18 protein-coding genes are annotated in these 15,652 nt (G+C 38.9%); 4 read left to right on the forward strand and 14 right to left on the reverse strand.

The features are described from left to right. Positions 1-464: 464 nt before the first annotated feature. A complete protein-coding gene (locus tag EHS15_RS00010) occupies positions 465-1,862 on the forward strand; it encodes a zinc metalloprotease (RefSeq protein WP_135758478.1) in 1,398 nt (465 codons plus the stop codon). Positions 1,863-1,878: 16 nt separating this feature from the next. Next, positions 1,879-2,433, forward strand: a complete 555-nt coding sequence (locus EHS15_RS00015) for a HEAT repeat domain-containing protein (RefSeq protein ID WP_135758479.1) — start codon at positions 1,879-1,881, stop codon at positions 2,431-2,433. A gap of 295 nt (positions 2,434-2,728) precedes the next feature. On the opposite strand, the gene EHS15_RS00020 is transcribed toward EHS15_RS00015, so the two are convergent. The 5 genes from EHS15_RS00020 to EHS15_RS00040 form a co-directional block, all read right to left on the reverse strand. Beyond that, on the reverse strand, positions 2,729-3,643 hold the full coding sequence (locus EHS15_RS00020; RefSeq protein WP_246051821.1) for a DUF1554 domain-containing protein: 915 nt from the start codon (positions 3,641-3,643) through the stop codon (positions 2,729-2,731). 653 nt (positions 3,644-4,296) lie between these two features. Next, the gene (locus EHS15_RS00025; protein ID WP_135758480.1) at positions 4,297-4,815 is read right to left on the reverse strand and encodes an SRPBCC family protein; all 519 of its coding nucleotides are present in this window, start codon (positions 4,813-4,815) and stop codon (positions 4,297-4,299) included. Next, on the reverse strand, positions 4,812-5,156 hold the full coding sequence (locus EHS15_RS00030; RefSeq protein WP_135758481.1) for an ArsR/SmtB family transcription factor: 345 nt from the start codon (positions 5,154-5,156) through the stop codon (positions 4,812-4,814). Before EHS15_RS00030 ends, EHS15_RS00025 begins: the two co-directional genes overlap by 4 nt. Before the next feature lie 311 nt (positions 5,157-5,467). Next, a complete protein-coding gene (locus tag EHS15_RS00035) occupies positions 5,468-6,235 on the reverse strand; it encodes a hypothetical protein (RefSeq protein WP_135758482.1) in 768 nt (255 codons plus the stop codon). A gap of 187 nt (positions 6,236-6,422) precedes the next feature. Beyond that, positions 6,423-7,043: a TetR/AcrR family transcriptional regulator gene (locus EHS15_RS00040; protein ID WP_135758483.1), complete on the reverse strand. Its 621-nt coding sequence runs from the start codon at positions 7,041-7,043 to the stop codon at positions 6,423-6,425. Between the two features lie 83 nt (positions 7,044-7,126). Here EHS15_RS00040 and EHS15_RS00045 point away from each other — a divergent pair, with 83 nt between their 5' ends. Continuing rightward, the gene (locus EHS15_RS00045) at positions 7,127-8,716 is read left to right on the forward strand and encodes a phytoene desaturase family protein (protein ID WP_135758484.1); all 1,590 of its coding nucleotides are present in this window, start codon (positions 7,127-7,129) and stop codon (positions 8,714-8,716) included. Positions 8,717-8,724: 8 nt separating this feature from the next. On the opposite strand, the gene EHS15_RS00050 is transcribed toward EHS15_RS00045, so the two are convergent. The 7 genes from EHS15_RS00050 to EHS15_RS00080 all read right to left on the reverse strand — a co-directional run bounded on the left by EHS15_RS00050 (position 8,725) and on the right by EHS15_RS00080 (position 12,692). Next, on the reverse strand, positions 8,725-9,654 hold the full coding sequence (locus EHS15_RS00050; protein WP_135758485.1) for a glutaminase: 930 nt from the start codon (positions 9,652-9,654) through the stop codon (positions 8,725-8,727). Between the two features lie 188 nt (positions 9,655-9,842). Next, positions 9,843-10,181, reverse strand: a complete 339-nt coding sequence (locus tag EHS15_RS00055; protein WP_135758486.1) for a hypothetical protein — start codon at positions 10,179-10,181, stop codon at positions 9,843-9,845. 65 nt (positions 10,182-10,246) lie between these two features. After that, positions 10,247-10,468, reverse strand: a complete 222-nt coding sequence (locus EHS15_RS00060; RefSeq protein WP_135758487.1) for a hypothetical protein — start codon at positions 10,466-10,468, stop codon at positions 10,247-10,249. A gap of 198 nt (positions 10,469-10,666) precedes the next feature. Continuing rightward, on the reverse strand, positions 10,667-10,930 hold the full coding sequence (locus EHS15_RS00065; RefSeq protein ID WP_135758488.1) for an RNA recognition motif domain-containing protein: 264 nt from the start codon (positions 10,928-10,930) through the stop codon (positions 10,667-10,669). A gap of 485 nt (positions 10,931-11,415) precedes the next feature. Next, positions 11,416-11,832, reverse strand: coding sequence for a GFA family protein (locus tag EHS15_RS00070; protein ID WP_135758489.1), 417 nt, complete (start codon positions 11,830-11,832; stop codon positions 11,416-11,418). Between the two features lie 55 nt (positions 11,833-11,887). Further along, positions 11,888-12,361 carry an SRPBCC family protein gene (locus tag EHS15_RS00075; protein ID WP_135758490.1) on the reverse strand — a complete coding sequence of 158 codons (474 nt, stop codon included), beginning with the start codon at positions 12,359-12,361 and terminating at the stop codon, positions 11,888-11,890. Further along, complete coding sequence (locus tag EHS15_RS00080; RefSeq protein ID WP_135758491.1) at positions 12,348-12,692, reverse strand: ArsR/SmtB family transcription factor; 345 nt, start codon at positions 12,690-12,692, stop codon at positions 12,348-12,350. Before EHS15_RS00080 ends, EHS15_RS00075 begins: the two co-directional genes overlap by 14 nt. A gap of 287 nt (positions 12,693-12,979) precedes the next feature. On the opposite strand from EHS15_RS00080, the gene EHS15_RS00085 reads away from it, so the two are divergent. Then, positions 12,980-14,293: an AAA family ATPase gene (locus tag EHS15_RS00085; protein ID WP_135758492.1), complete on the forward strand. Its 1,314-nt coding sequence runs from the start codon at positions 12,980-12,982 to the stop codon at positions 14,291-14,293. A 19-nt stretch (positions 14,294-14,312) separates the two neighbouring features. Here EHS15_RS00085 and EHS15_RS00090 read toward each other — a convergent pair whose 3' ends face one another. Both EHS15_RS00090 and EHS15_RS00095 read right to left on the reverse strand, forming a co-directional pair. Beyond that, a complete protein-coding gene (locus EHS15_RS00090; protein WP_135758493.1) occupies positions 14,313-15,110 on the reverse strand; it encodes a hypothetical protein in 798 nt (265 codons plus the stop codon). Between the two features lie 155 nt (positions 15,111-15,265). Next, entirely contained in the window at positions 15,266-15,583 is a 318-nt protein-coding gene (locus EHS15_RS00095) for a hypothetical protein (RefSeq protein ID WP_135758494.1), read from the reverse strand. Positions 15,584-15,652: the final 69 nt, after the last annotated feature.

Genomic DNA, 15,652 nt, shown 5'->3' on the forward strand with positions numbered 1-15,652 from the left:
CAGAGTTCGTCTCTCGATGTTCTTTCTTTACAACTACGTCGTATACAAGTTGTTACTCAAAACAACAATACAAGCCTTTGATCCCAAAAAGATCAGAGGCTTTTTTGTGCCCGGAGAGGGGGACACAAGATTAGCCCGCAAGTCCGATATACAACCACTACAAGCAACCCTTCACGAATTTTGTTCTCTCAATTGGAATGGTTGCAGTGCTTGGCTAGATTTTCTAGCTGCTGCTCGTTGTTTTGATCGGCTATAGCAAAAAATGCATGTGTCTGCAATAAATGACTCTTTGTTTTACATTAATGAATGTATAGCGAATCTTTTAGAAAAATAAAGAGGAAGAGTAAATTAGTATAAAAAAATAATGTGATTTACTACTTTTGGTGATAGATGATACGATGATCCCTTCTGCAATGGGCCATCATACAAGGCAAAATGTTTATTTTTGATGGTAATACAATACAATGAAAAAATTTATTTTTAGTTTGTTTTCGGTTTTTCTCTTTTTTATTTCTTGTGGTGGCAAAGGAGGTGGAGACTCTTCCGCTACCTTGCTTTTGCTTCTTGCTGCCGGGTCGGGGGCAGCGAGCAATGACTCTTCTTCCGCAAGCGAACCATGTATGGAGACGACAGAAAGAACAGTCGCAGCAAATAATGGTCCGATTTTAAACTACTATGGAGCTGGAAAATCAGTCTATTATTCGAATCCTCAATCTTTTTCGGTAGGTCCAACTAAGCCGAATGCAATATTTTATGTAGAACAAACACACAGTTATACGACTTCAGGTGACTTTCGACCAGTTCATTATTATTTTTATAATAGCTCGGGTTCCAGTTTCATAAATCGAGAAGTAACTTTAGGGGGACAATTTGGAACATCTATGCTCGGTTATGGTTCCAATTCTTCTTATTATCTTGGCTCGTCCTCTCCTTATGTTAGTTTTGGTTTAGCAAATACTTGGTATCTCGATTTAAACGGCCCTGTGAATTCAAGTTTTCGAATCAAACAAACTGTTGGTTGTAAGGCGATGACGGAAGATGAACGATGGTTTAATACGAGTAACAATTCTAACTCAACGAACGGGCTTTCTCATTCTTGGCCTCGAAGAAAAAAGATGAATGTAAATATCATTTTTTTGAATAATTCCTATGCTACCAAAAGTTTGGAAGCAATTCAAACGGCATTAGATCGCTTTAAAACTCTATACTTGCAAAATACGGTAAATGTAGAACTTGTATTCTCTCTTAAAACTTCATCAGATACGGAATTCAATGCGATCTCGGATATATCTTCAGAGGATACTTCTCTTTCGGGTGGTTTACTTCGGTTGTACACATCCACGGCTTCCTTACAAGATCCTAAGGCTTTGAATATCTATATTGCGAGTGAGGCGACTGGTGAAGGTAGTCTTTTGGGAATGGCAGGCGGTATTCCAGGCCTTCCTGGCTTTACCGGAACAAGAGCCTCTGCGATGATCGTATTCGTTGAACCGCATCGTTCGACAGGTGCAGCGGGAAGTTCGCTTTCCTCTGCGGATCTAGTGATTCTTGGGAATACTATGGCGCATGAAGCAGGTCATTTTTTAGGACTTTTTCATACATCCGAGAGCGCTGGATCGAGCTCCAATTCCGGCCTAAATTATACACGCGATCCTTTGATTGAAACGCCTTACTGTAGTACTTCCCGAGCAAGTTTTCTTGTAAATGACGGTTACATTGCGCCTCAAGAATGTTTGGGGACAGGGATTACCAATGCGAGCGGTTATAATATGATGTTTTGGGCAAGTGATGGGGTCACCAATCAAAACCAAATTACAGGAGAACAGGGCTGGGTGATTCGAAGAAATCCTCTTGCGTATTAATATGATGAAACAAAGAATGATTACTTTTTTTCTTGCGACTTTTGGTTTCGTTTTACCATTGTTTGCAGAACCTTTGAATCAAGAGACACTCGATAGAATGATTACGAGTTTATCTCTTAGTCGACATCCTGGAGATATAGACCTCAAAGTGCTTGTCACTTCGATTGATCCTCAGCCGGTTCCATACCTGAAGGAAATTATTGAGAATCGCCCTGTTAGAGTATACGTAAAGGTGAATGCAGTTAATGCTCTCGCCAAATTTGAGTTAACTGAATCAAAGTCCTATCTGGAAACCCATTTGTCCGATCCAAATCAACATAGATTGGTGCGGCAATCGGTGATTCAGTCCTATATTCAGAAATATTACGATAAAGATCCGAATGCAGCAGTTTTTAAACTTCGAACTTCAATTAAGGAAAAGGAGTTTTTGGATTTTGCAGAAAAATCAATTGACTTCTCTAAATCACAGTCTTTCCAAAACAGAAAATCTAAAAATGAATTCAAACAATTTGAATCTACTGAAACACAAAAACAGAAAAGAGTTTTACCCAAAAAACCTGTTTCAGATTAAGAAGGACTCTATTTATTTTTACTGAACCCGTTGATGGAATTCTCTGACAGGAAGAGTTCTGAGTTTGGAAGTTGTGAGGGCGTTAGAGAAGTTCAAACAAAAATAGTGTGCAGAATTTTTCGCAGAACTAGAATTAGATTCTCGCAGACGAATAGTTATTGGCTTTCAAAATTTAATTTATTTAGTCATGTCAGGATATTTTTTGTTACTCCATTCTGAACTATCAATATGCATACGGATCTTCTATTCGCTGGTATTTTTCCAATCAAATTATCAATTTGCAGGAGATTTTTACTTACTGCTGTACACAAATTAGTTGTTGGTTGCTCAGATTACAAGGATCTGGCGTCCAGCCAGCTGTAATGTCGGCTATTGAAAGAGAGTTTCCTTGTCCCATAACTGCATTAAAACTTCCTGAATTACTTGTCCAACCGTTGCAAGTATTGGTAAGATTCGTTGTCCAATTTGTATTCAGTCCAGTCCAGTATTTTGAATTAGCAGAAAATCTTGTAGTCAAACTAGATAAAAATAGCCCATTGGAACTTGTTGTTCCAATAGTTCCTTCATCTTGGTAATACGTTTTATTAGGTGCAAAAACCCAATTGATTTGACCATCACCAATATTTGCAGTAACAGATGCTCTTCTGGTGACTCCATCAACCACCATCGCTTTGTAAGTTCCTGAGCCTGGATAATTTCCATCTGTGGAACAAGATGGATCAAAATTAACGGCGCTACCAGGATTGGGAGGATAACCAGATAAAGTGAGGAAGACCTTGCAAGGGTTACAAGAGATTACACAAGTGATAGATACCGAATTTATATTTGCGTTTTGAATGACTCCGGTTCCATTCGTTACAGTGCAAAAAAGTCCAGAAGGTTGACTTGAAATTTTTACTGAATAATTTGTTCCTGTTGTTAATAGATTTTTAAATGAGAAATTGGAACTATTTTGATCAATATCTAAAAAGAAAACTTCATTTAGAGTGAGTTTTAGCCCGGAATTCACAAGCCCTGAAATAGTGCCAGATACGGAATAGGCGATAATGTTGGAAATAAAATCTTTCCCACATAGGGGAGATGTATCATTTAAAATAAACTTGGTGAATTGGCTTTCTTTGAATGCATCTGAGTTTGGATCGCAGACATTATTCGATTGTGAAGGTTGGCAGTTGATAAAGATCAGAACGACCAAAACGGCTAAATACAATCGATTCCAATACAAAAAAAGGGAACTATAGTTAAAAAATTGTGTAAACCTCTTCAAAATTTAGTCCCCTCCGTATTGTAAATCAAATTACGATTATCCTGTTGCGATTCATGGGCTTGCTTGCGGAACTTTCGACAAGGCAAAGAGCAAGCTTGAATATTGTCCTGACCGAAGTTAGTAACTGCAAAATCGTCCCAGTAGCTACGAATTTTGGAACTTTGCCAGTCATTCGTTTGGATGACTTGATCCCAGTGGAATCGGCGGCCTTACGAGAAACTAAAAAATGCGCTGCTATGTAATCCATATCGTTTTTATATTTTCCGCAGATAGTCTTGAACTCTTCTTTGGTCGAGGATTGGATGTTGCTCAGGATATTCAAAAAAAAGGATTCTAAGTTATACGGTTTGTTTGTCCATTTTGGTAGGAAACTTTCAAAAGTTTCCTTTTAATTTACAACCTGTAGAGATATACATACAAAAATTATTGGTCATATCGATCTCAAAAATACATTAATTTATTTATTTGCATGTGAGTCCTAGTTCACTTCTACAAATCACAAACCCTTTACAAAAAAGGGAAAGCATAGAAGGGATTTACGAAACTAGAACTAAGTGCGGAACGCACCCGCCCAGGCGAATCCCGCATTTAAAAACCTATCTCTTCACCTCTAACAAAAGTTTATCGAGTTCTTTGTAACATTCGGCCATGCCATCGGCCGCGCCGCTTTCCACCATCATCTTGCAAACTTCGGCGGAAGCATATCTGCATAAATGGGTCATCAGAGTTCGATTGCCTTCGCTTGTGAAGGTGCGCGATTCAAATGTAGCGTTCGGATCTTCGGGAGCATTCGGATCGAAGGTAGACATGTCCATGATGTAGTTCTCGGTATTGGCCAATTTTTCAGGTGCAATCACTTCCCGAAATGTTCCATAAACGCCGGATTTGTTTCCCGCTTGGTCCGCATAGAGATACAAATATTTTCCACCTACTTTCAGATCTTGTTCACAGGTATCAAGAACCATACCTTCCGGACCGATCAGCCATTGTCGCATTAACTCAGGTTTGGTGTGGCAGTCAAACACCAATTCCCTTGGTGCAGCGAAGTAGCGTGTAAACACGACTTCGGTTTCTCCTCGACGTTCCATCTTCACTTCATTTTGGTTTGAGTTCATCTTTTCCTATCTCCTTTGGTTTGCATTGTTTGTAATTCTTCCAGTAGTCCGTCGAGTTTCTTGTAACGCTTTTCCCAAATTTGGCGGTATTTCTCAATCCAATCGATCGCGGTTTTGAGAGGTGCTGTTTCGAGTCGGCGTGGCCTTTCTTGGGCGCGAATTGCGGTAGAAATGAGGCCTGCTTTTTCCAAAACCTTTAAGTGTCTGGAAATGGCGGGCTGGCTCATTTGGAACGGTTTTGCCAGCTCCATAACCGTCGCATCTCCTTCTGCGAGTTGCATCAGGATCGCTCTTCTGGTTGAGTCTGCCAGTGCGGCGAATGTAGAATCGAGAGTTTGCATAAACTAGAGCTTATATAACTAGTGGGTTATATAATGAAAATGGTCAATCTTTTTTTTGCTTGTTTTGAGTTTCGGGTAAGACCGCCTTTATAGTGTTTGTTTTTTTGTTTTATCTGACGCTACCCCATAATAATACTTATAAGGGATTTTAAAAAAGAAAAGAGAGGATTCTATCTCTTTCTAAGGGAACGTCAGTCACTACAAATCAGGATATTTGACTTCCCGCTTTCCAAATTCCTACGGTTTGGGTAGAAATTATGGAAGGGAATAAAAGATAAAAAGTTAGACTGAGTTTTCGAGTAAAAAACTTGTTAGTTAGTGTTTGCTTTACAGAGCTGGTTTGATGTCCAAAGGCACCATGGAGATTGGCTCATACAATCTAATTGCTTTGTGAAAGTATGACATTTCTTTTGGGTTTGCTCTTTGGCATTATCATATTTAAAAGTCATTTTTTTGATCGTTTGATTCTCGGTATAATACTTATACTTTGCAATGGAAGTGTCTGGAACTGTTGTTTGGTAGCCATATCCGTTTAAAAAAACGTTCGCTTTGCCGATCGTATCCCTTTCTTTTACGGTTCCCGCCTTCCATTCGTTATCGACATATACATCGACAAAGGCTCCAGGAGGTGCAAAACCGACTGCCGGGAATTGATAAAGTCGCAATACTTCTGCAGAAGACTCTTTTTCACTTCCTTCTCCGTTTGACTCTTTAATAAGAGTTATATGGTAGGATTGTTTTTCCATTACATCTTTCAATTCCCAGTATAAGTCGGGCACGTTATAGAATCGTGGTCCGAATTTTTGTTTCATTGGCGATTTTAAAGATTCTCGAATCGAATTGAGCTCATCTACGGATTTCTGTGCTGCATTTAATTTTTCCTGAAACTTGGGAGTTTTTTCTCCCTCTTTGATTTCTTCGGATGAAAGTGATTTGAAATCAAAGTTTTCTAAGTCTAAAAAGGCCAATACGGCTTTTTCTAAAAATTCTTTTTCATTTTTTTTGTTCTGCCCCATGAGTTGGGTTTGTATGAATGAAAAGAGTATAACAAAAGATAAAAGGGAAAGAAAATATTTCATCTGCTGAATTCCTTGCGTAAAATTGAAGGAAACCATAATCTTGTTTTTGAATGAGTCAAGAATTTATTTCAATAAATTTGTTGGATATTATATCTTTTCCTTGCAAAGATTTGTTTCGTAAGTTAGGGAATGACTCAATTCCAAATTCGTTTTGACAATTCTTGAAATCGGAATATTGTTTATCTCTCTATGGTTTCATTCCCAGATAAAGATGTTCGATCATTTCTTTCGTGATTGTTTTCGCATTTTTAAAATCGATTTTGCGAAACATCATCTGTTTGCCTGAGAGCAGAACGGCAATTCCATGAACCATCGTCCAAGAGGCGATGGATGTTTTTTTTACATCGTTTGTTACAAGTTGTCCGTCTCTTTTGCAGTCTGAAATGATATTCACAAGTACATCAAATGTCTCTTCTTCGGCGGCGATCAGAGTATCGTATTTTGAGTGATCCTGGATTTGATTGCCATACATGATTTTAAAAAGATCCGGATTTTTAAGAGCGAACTCAACATACCGAATGCCTGATTCTCTGAATTGCAGCAAGGAACGGTTTGCGAATTGGGTACGTAATTTTTTTAACTGTTCCGCCAATAATTTGAATCCTTCCGTTGCGATCTCTGCCAGAAGAGATTCAAGATCGGGGTAATGCCTGTACGGAGCCGATTGGGAAACCCCTGCTAATTTGGCGACTTTCCTCAAGGACAATGCCTGGTATCCTTCTTCCTTTAGAAGTTTTAAGGAGGCTTCCATCAGTGCTTTTTTTAAATCGCCGTGGTGGTATGTCGTTTTTTCCGTGTTTTTTTTCATGTTGACATATATTACATTTAATCGAGAGTAGGTTGCATTGAATGTGTTCTGTGTAAACATTCTGTAGCGGGAGATTGAGGTCAATGAAAAATGAAATTATAAACGATCATTTTGATATAATCTGTATAGGTTCCGGAATGGGTAGCCTTACTGTTGCAAGTTTACTTTCCAGGTATGCAGGAAAAAAAATATTAGTGATCGAAAAACATTTTCAAGTGGGCGGTTACACTCACGCATTTGCCAGAAAACAAAATAAATTTCATTGGGATGTTGGCATCCACTATGTGGGCGATATGCATTCCGGCGGTTTCAGCCGTTTGCTTATGGATAAAATTACGGATAAGAAGGTTGTATGGAACAAGATGCCGGAACCTTTTGAAAAGTTCGTTTATCCGAATCGAACTTTTGAACTTTTCGGCAGTGAAGAGAAATTCAAATCCGATTTGATCTCCCAGTTTCCCTCTGAAGAAGAATCGATTCATCAATATTTCAAGGACTTACATAAAGCGTCCGCATTGTTCGGTAAGTCGATGATGATGAAGTCAACTACTCCTGAACTGAGTGCGTTCACCGCACAGATGGAAAGTTCCGAGATTGTGACTCTAAAAGACTATCTGGATCATCATTTTAAGAATGAAGACATCAAGGCGATCCTTGCGTCTCAGTGGGGTGATTACGGTCTTCCACCTTCCAAGTGTTTGTTTGCAACACATGCCGCACTTGTTGTTCATTATTTTAACGGAGGATTTTATCCTGTCGGCGGCGGTGGAAAAATATTTGAAAGTGTGGAACCTATCATTTTAGAGAATGGCGGGGCAGTCCTTGATACAACCGAGGTGCTTAGTGTCATTATAGAGAACGGCAAAGCAATAGGTGTGAAAACCAAATTTCTTCGAGGGGAAAAACAGGAGCGGGATTATTTTGCTCCTGTCATCGTATCTTGCGCCGGTGCTTATCCTACTTATATGAAATTGATTCCTGAATCTGTGCCGATTCCGTTTAGAAAATCATTAAGTGAGTTTTATAATAAAGAGAAGATGGCGACAAGTGTTTGTGTGTATATGGGCCTTTCCGATAGTCCCGCCAAACTTGGGTTTAAGGGAGAAAATTACTGGATCTTTGCTTCCAATGATCACGAAGAAAATTTCAAAAGAAGAAACGAATGGTTGGAGAACTTTGGGGAAGTCAAAAATCTATATATGTCTTTTCCCAGTTTAAAAGATCCTGATGCAAAAAATCATACCGCGGATATGATCGCATTTACCGATTACTCTCTATTTGAAAAATGGAAAGATCTTCCTTGGAAAAAAAGAGGGGAAGAGTATGAAACATTTAAAAAGAAAATTGCGGAATCGGTTGTGGATACGATAGAGATGAGATTTCCTGGGTTCAAAAATATCGTTGAATACATTGAAGTATCAACCCCGCTTACAAATGAACATTTTACTTCTCATCCGCATGGTGCCATCTATGGACTTGCTTGTGTTCCCGAACGTTATGACAAAACCAAATCTCCTTGGTTCGATGTGACAACTCCAATCGAAGGTTTGTTTCTAACAGGAGTGGACGCAGGAGGTTCGCCTGGGATTGCAGGTGCCATGATGGGCGGACTTGCGACGACTCTGAAGATTTTAGGAAGCAGGGATATACTCAAAAAAATTCTAAAAGAATAACTATGCTACTATAGTATATTCCAATTCGATATTTTGGCAATTGCCTCAAGAGCCGATGTGCCGACGAGGGAGTTGCCATTTTTATTTAATCCGGGCGACCAAACGGTGATTACTCCTACCTCCGGAACGATGGCGACGATTCCTCCTCCCACTCCGCTTTTGCCCGGCAGTCCGACTCTATAGGCGAAATCTCCGGAGGCATCATAATGTCCGCATAACATCATGATGGAATTGATGCGTCTGGCTAGTTCTGGAGATATAATTCTTTGATTAGAGATCGGATCGAATCCTTCTTTGGCAAGAAATAACATGGATCTACTTAAATCTTCACAACTCATTGCAATAGAACAATGGTTACAGTAAACATTGAGAACATCGGACACAGTATTCTCTATATTATTGCAGCTTTTCATAAAATGAACCAAACTGGAATTTCTATGCGCAGTCTCTAATTCGGATAAAGCAACTTCATGATCGATACCGATTCGTTTCTCTCCAATGATCTCATTCAGGAAATTCAAAATAGTTTGGATGCTGGTGTCAGGTGTTCTGTCCTTTAATAGGATATCACTTAGAACAAGAGCACCTGCATTGATAAACGGATTTCGTGGGATTCCTCGTTCCATTTCCAATTGAACGATCGAATTGAATGCATTTCCCGACGGTTCGTGGTGCACTCGCTCCCAGAGTTTGTCTCCGATTTGATTTAAAACTAAAGTGAGAGAAAAAACTTTGGAGATACTTTGGATGGAGAATGGTTCTTTTGCATCACCGAAGGATGCGGATTCTCCGTCTAACGTGAGAATAGATGCTCCGAATTTTTTTATATCCACTCGTGCCAAAGCGGGGATATAATCGGCAACTTTTCCAGATCCAATTTGATCTTGGATGGATCTACATGCGGAATCCAGTATTTGATTCAGTGATGCGTTCGTCATGGTCATTTTATAAACCGACGAGCATACTATACAATCTCAAATGATGATTTTTTATTCTTCTACCCCAATTAAAACATCATATTTAGGAGAAGTGATCAGTGCTTGCAGGGTGAGCTCAATGGACTGAGGATTTATCTGCCTATAACAAAAGTTGTATTGTAGTTGTGTGCGAAAATTGATGTAATTTCTCAACTCCGTTGCGTCCAAAGAATTTTCCGATTGAAGTATGAATTTGTTAGAAGAGCCACAGCAAACCATTCATTTACTTCTTTGATCATCTCTAGGTATTCATGTTTTTTGGGGTATTTCAGAATTTGAATCGGTCTTCGTTTCAAAGTCCAATGAGTTAGGTAAGCGGCGACTTTTAAAGAATTAACATTTTCAATATCGTGAAAATCCTTTAACCGTGCAATATCTGCAAAGTAGTCTAATATTAATTCTTCAACTAACGGGATACAAACATTGCAATGTTTTTGAAGTTTGAATGCTTTTAGGAAATCTTCCGCTGTGGTTAAGACATGAAGCATGCGTTCAGAGACCTTTTGTTCCGTGAATCGCTCTATGATATAATTGTAATTCTTGTCTCTCGAATTCACTTAGTTTGGTATGCGGATTTTACCATTTCTTTGAATTCTTTGCTATGGACGTCTTCTTTAAAAGATTGAACTGCTTCATTTGTCGGGTAGTTGATCGAAGCATTTGGCAAAGTTCTTTTTGTAAATTGCCGAGAGTTAATTTTTGCTATAAATTCTTCTGTTACTTTTTTATGCTTTTTTGATGCCCAAGAAATTTCCGACTTTTTCTGCGTGCTCATTTGGTGCGCCTAATGACCATATTCTCGATAGACAGTCGTCAGAAAAAGTAGAATTATTATTGGGGGAAGTCAATTGAATTATTGAAATCTAGCATTTTCTTGCAAAATATGGTGCACTCGCTCCCACAATTTGTCTCAAAATTGATTTCAGCCTTAAAATGTTTTATCTTAAGACTGAAATCAAAATTCAGTTGGAAATTAGTTCCAGTTGTTTGTTTTCGGTTTAGCGATGTTTACTTTCATTTCGCGATTGAGAATGTTTTTTCCATTCAAATCGTTAATTGCATTGTCTGCATCCTTACGTTCTTTCATTTCGATAAAACCGAAACCTTTAGAGTTACCGGAATACTGATCCATAATGATTTTTGCAGATGTAACTGCTCCGTGAGCGGAAAAAAGTTCGTTTAACTTGTTTTCCGTCATTTCGTAAGAAAGGTTACCGACGTATATGTTTACTGACATGTGATGTCCTTGGGAAATTTATTTTTGATTCTTTAAGATTAAAAATTTAAATACAACTAACCCATTGGGGAGATCGGGTAAAAACACAACGAAAATGCAGGGGAAAACTTTGAAAAGAGATCAGAATGCAAAAAAGCGGGGAATACTCTAGTGGTTAAATAAACGATAATGTTTTGAATCTATTGCCATTATTAATGACATGCATTTCTTCCGCAAGGAAAATTCATAAAATTTCAATTAACAAATGTTTTTTGTAAATGGAAAAATGAAAATAGTAAGTTCCTTGCGTTAGGGATACGCAGGGCTTGATTCACCGTTAGGTGAATGGGAGCGAAGCGAACCCCGAAGTAGCCCGACCCATTCTATCGAATTCATTCGAATGTAGATTGGATCGGGAACGCCAGATGAATGTAAACTAATCACCGTAGTAGCCAAATTCCTTTGTTGTATCGTGATGCGAATAGCGAAAGTTATTTGTAAATTTATTATCCTGGAGGCATCTTGTCGAACTTCGGCAAAGAGGGATCCAGATGATCCCAAACATAACCTCGTGAAGTGTATGTTACAACTTGAGGTTTGTAGCGGCTCGGATCATCTAAGCTGGTCGCATGGATGGTAAAAAGATCTGGCATGGCGGAAAAGGTCATGTAAACAGGCGATCCGCATTTGGGACAAAAATGACTGGTTTTGGTATTTCCGCTGTCGCCTATCCTATCAAACTTTCCTGTTTCCCCTTTCAGGTTTACCGTTTTGCGAGAAGGAAACGTTAAATAGGATCCGTGTCCTGTGCCGCTCATTTTTTGGCAGTCTTGGCATTGACAGTCATTCATGAACATAGGTTTGTCGGAAATCTCGTAACGAATGGATCCGCAAGCGCATCCTCCGGAATAGGGTTGGTTCATATTTGTTCTCCTGGGAAAATTCTTTGAAATTTATTATTCCAATACTCGGATAAAATTAGTTAGTTGAAATCAGTTCCGCAAGTGGTCGACCCGATTCCAGGAAGGTTTTGAGATTCGAAAGAACTCCAGGCCAGCCTGTAGATATGCCTGCAAACATTTGCGGATCTAGGTCTTCGTGGGTAACTACCAAACGTACCAATCCGTCCGCATAAGGCTCTATATCGAATGTTACACGGGAATGTTTTGAGGCATCTTCCATTTCTTTCGGGCGAGACCATGATAGAACTAGGCGATGAGGTGGATTACTTTCCACTACTTTGCCCATGATGTCGATTGTTTTTGCTTCATCCAAACGTTCGTGTTTCCATTCCGAACCAGGTTTCCAATCGGAAACATTTACATGAGCGGGGTTTTTTGCCATCGGATCGAGCCAGTATTGGCGTGCGATTTCGGGATTGATGATTGCGTTCCATACCTTTTCCGGTGTGGTAACTATATATGTTACATAAACGAAGTTATGTTTTTCCATGATTCTCTCCTTCCAGTTGCGCTTTCAGATCGTGTAAAAACCCTAAGCGATTTTGTTCAAATTTTCTAACCCAACGTTCATAAACTTCGTAAATCGGCACTGGATTGATATAGTGAAGTTTCTCTCGCCCCTTCCAAACTACACTCACCAGATTGGCTTTGATTAAGATGTCTATGTGCTGTGTTGCTGATTGCCTTTGCATATCGAGCTCTTCACAAAGAGAGGAAAGAGGTTGGCCGTTGTTGGTATAAAGAAGATCCAGCACTTTCCTTCGATTCGGATCCGCTAGCGCCTTGAATACCTTGTCAGCCCCTTCCATTTCTTTCGACATGTTAAAAGCAATATGCAGGTATTTGCCTGCATGTCAATACAAAATTTTACCTTAAATCGGACTCATTCGGTATTTTAAGAATTCGGTTTGGGCACCAGCGATTGCAGCGGATAGCGCGGTCGTTATTGGAATGTATGTTGGTCAACTAACTTTATATTATCGATTGGATTGGGAACGCCCTAAGCAACTAAGCTTGCGGCTGTGTAAAAAACATTTAATTACACCTTTCTATCCTTTTTCCCTGTTTACAATCTCCACCAAACTTTTGATAGTAGTTGGATTGAATCATGGCAGCCGGCAAAAATCAAAAATTTCAGAGTATCATAGAATATTTACAGACCAACGGGAAAGAATCCGAAATCGATTCTAGGCTGGTAGAACCGTTTCTGAACTTTTTAGGGTTTCCCAAAGAAGAGTTTAAAAGTCATCCTTCCGGAGACACAAGAAAGGAAGCCGATTTTGTGGCCTATTTAGACGGGGCGCCTTACATTGTCGTAGAGTCCAAATCCAATTCTATAAACTTGTCCGATTTCAGTTTGGATTCCTATAAAAAAGCCAAGTTCCAACTGTACGGATATTTGAAATCGGATAAATTCAATGCGGCGAAATTCGGTGTTTTGTTGAACGGAAAAAATATCCAAGTATTCCAAAGAAAAGACAATCTGATTTTTCCTTTAACACCGATTCTTAGTTTTGGTAAACAAGCGGACAAAGTGTTCAATGATTTGAAAAAGATTCTAAAGAAACCTCAATCTAATATTCCGGAACATAAGACTGCGATTATAACCGTTTATAATAATAAAGGAGGAGTTGGTAAAACTGTGACCGTGGGAAATCTTGGCGGTGTGCTGGCGAATATGGGGAAAAGAGTTTTGTTGGTGGATTTGGATCCGCAGCAAAGGGACTTATCCGATTCGTTTAAGTTGGGCAACATCGCTTCTCACACAAGTATCTTCGATGTTCTGTTCGATGCGAAGATAGAGAAAGCGATTTCCGCTAAAAAAATCAATTCGAATCTTTATATCATTCCGGGAGACGAACGTTTTGACGATCCCAATCATTCCGCCAAAAAAGTGACCGCTTCTATCGTAAAAAAGTTCAGAAAGGTTTTGGAAGGATTCGGTAAAAAAGGTTTGTTCGATTACATTCTGATCGATTGTCCCACTAACTGGAGTTTTTTTAGTAAATCCGGTGTTTCCGTTGCGGATGCGGTTTTGATTCCTGTGAATTATCAGGCGGCGCAAGCGATTCATAATGCGGTTCAAGTTTTGGATAAGTTTATTCCCGAAGTTTGGAAGGAAAGATCGGGGAACGGCCCGGAGATTCTCTCTATTTTATTTAACAATGCGTATACGGATAAGACGAGTGAAAAACATTTTGAAGAAGTCAGAAAAGACGAAATCAGGAAACTGACAAAGGGTAAATGGTATTCGGATCTGTTTGAATCCAATGTGGAAATCAAACATTATCATGAAATTTCCACTCAATTGTTTTTATATATCAATGAAGCAGGACCTTCTCCTTTGACAGTTAGGAAGCCGCATTCGAAAATTTCTCAAGAATACGAGCAAGTAGCTAAGAAACTTTTGGAACTTACTTAGACTTTCGGATAGAAAACGGTTAGTATATATACATTCTCTCGTTTGTTAAGAAGACTGCATTGCAATATTCCAATACTTCCGATCCGAAAATTCCTTCGACTCCTTTGAAGGATGTGATCATGTATTCCAATGAATTTGGCAAAACTCCGAATTTCATATTCAATTGAGCGTTTCCTTGAAACTCTTGTTCCCCTGCTATAGAATCTCCTGTAATTACAACAGGCATGGAATAAAAATCCGTTTTGAATTCTCCTATAGAAGGGTGGAAGTCGTTCATTTCTCCTAAAAATCGGATTCCGTTGGATGTACTTCCGTCTTTCGGCAAGGGAGAGAACCAGTTTTTGGAACCGTAGGAAAGCTGTGCTCCGGTATCAAAAAACATCTTTGTCGTTTTGAAAGGAGTTTTCACTTCCATGATCGGCAGAGTGTGCAATCGCTCCAAAGGATAACTGATGGATTCGCATTTTATTAGTTTGTCGGAAGGATCTATTTGGGGTCTAGTTACATGAACATCATAGAATGACATTTTATCTTTTCTGATTTCAAAATGAAAACGGGATAATATGTCGTTTCCTATGAGATAATCGATTTTTTTTCCGATCAATGTTTCTAAGTTGTGAGAACTATTTTCAAATAATTCGCTAGGATTCGTTTCGAACTCGTGTCCGCATAAATGAAGTATCTTCTTAGAAGACAAGGTTTTTGAGGACCCTGTATCGATGAGCGCATAACAAACCTTTTCCTTCTGTCGCGGTATTTCAAGGAGGATATGTCCCGAGACAAACATTACTTCATAACTGGCGATTGTTTTAGACATTTTAGAATTGGACTATGGTTTTCTATTTTTGTTTCGAAATTTAAAGGTAAAAACGGAATAGAAGATGTGATTGAGGGTGGATCTGCTTAAAAAACAGAGTAAATGCTTTTTGGAGGGCAAAACATTTACTCTGTTTTGTGAATTTCGGATGAAGATTAGCTGTTGCTATCGTCAGCGATTTTTTGTAAGTCGCTAAGAAGTTTTGCTTCTTTTTGGCTCAATCCGTCAGCTGAGAGAATTTTCTTCAAAGTGCTGATGATTTGGTCTTGGTCGTCCTCATCTAATTCAGCGAAATCGTTGAGTCCTTCATCTACATCGAAATCATCGATATTGTCGATCGCATCGGAAATTTCATCCTCGCTGATGTCGAATTTTGCCAAAACAGAAACAAGTTTGTTAATTTCGTCCTCAGTGATATCTCCGTCCACACCCATAGCAGCAATACTGAAATTCATTAATAGTTCGTTATCCATTGAATCATCCTTAAAAATTGAATTTTCGATATGATAATTATCTGTTTATGAAAATCAATAAAAAATTTC

The organism is Leptospira idonii (assembly GCF_004770995.1).
Lineage (GTDB): Bacteria > Spirochaetota > Leptospiria > Leptospirales > Leptospiraceae > Leptospira_A > Leptospira_A idonii.

Coding starts and splice junctions, on each gene's coding strand:
- EHS15_RS00065 (WP_135758488.1), bottom strand. CDS start 10,930: ATGTCAGTAAACATATACGTCGGTAACCTTTCTTACGAAATGACGGAA.
- EHS15_RS00050 (WP_135758485.1), bottom strand. CDS start 9,654: ATGACGAACGCATCACTGAATCAAATACTGGATTCCGCATGTAGATCC.
- EHS15_RS00015 (WP_135758479.1), top strand. CDS start 1,879: ATGATTACTTTTTTTCTTGCGACTTTTGGTTTCGTTTTACCATTGTTT.
- EHS15_RS00080 (WP_135758491.1), bottom strand. CDS start 12,692: ATGTCGAAAGAAATGGAAGGGGCTGACAAGGTATTCAAGGCGCTAGCG.
- EHS15_RS00060 (WP_135758487.1), bottom strand. CDS start 10,468: ATGAGCACGCAGAAAAAGTCGGAAATTTCTTGGGCATCAAAAAAGCAT.
- EHS15_RS00045 (WP_135758484.1), top strand. CDS start 7,127: ATGAAAAATGAAATTATAAACGATCATTTTGATATAATCTGTATAGGT.
- EHS15_RS00025 (WP_135758480.1), bottom strand. CDS start 4,815: ATGAACTCAAACCAAAATGAAGTGAAGATGGAACGTCGAGGAGAAACC.
- EHS15_RS00070 (WP_135758489.1), bottom strand. CDS start 11,832: ATGAACCAACCCTATTCCGGAGGATGCGCTTGCGGATCCATTCGTTAC.
- EHS15_RS00010 (WP_135758478.1), top strand. CDS start 465: ATGAAAAAATTTATTTTTAGTTTGTTTTCGGTTTTTCTCTTTTTTATT.
- EHS15_RS00035 (WP_135758482.1), bottom strand. CDS start 6,235: ATGAAATATTTTCTTTCCCTTTTATCTTTTGTTATACTCTTTTCATTC.
- EHS15_RS00090 (WP_135758493.1), bottom strand. CDS start 15,110: ATGTCTAAAACAATCGCCAGTTATGAAGTAATGTTTGTCTCGGGACAT.
- EHS15_RS00075 (WP_135758490.1), bottom strand. CDS start 12,361: ATGGAAAAACATAACTTCGTTTATGTAACATATATAGTTACCACACCG.
- EHS15_RS00085 (WP_135758492.1), top strand. CDS start 12,980: ATGGCAGCCGGCAAAAATCAAAAATTTCAGAGTATCATAGAATATTTA.
- EHS15_RS00030 (WP_135758481.1), bottom strand. CDS start 5,156: ATGCAAACTCTCGATTCTACATTCGCCGCACTGGCAGACTCAACCAGA.
- EHS15_RS00055 (WP_135758486.1), bottom strand. CDS start 10,181: ATGCTTCATGTCTTAACCACAGCGGAAGATTTCCTAAAAGCATTCAAA.
- EHS15_RS00095 (WP_135758494.1), bottom strand. CDS start 15,583: ATGGATAACGAACTATTAATGAATTTCAGTATTGCTGCTATGGGTGTG.
- EHS15_RS00040 (WP_135758483.1), bottom strand. CDS start 7,043: ATGAAAAAAAACACGGAAAAAACGACATACCACCACGGCGATTTAAAA.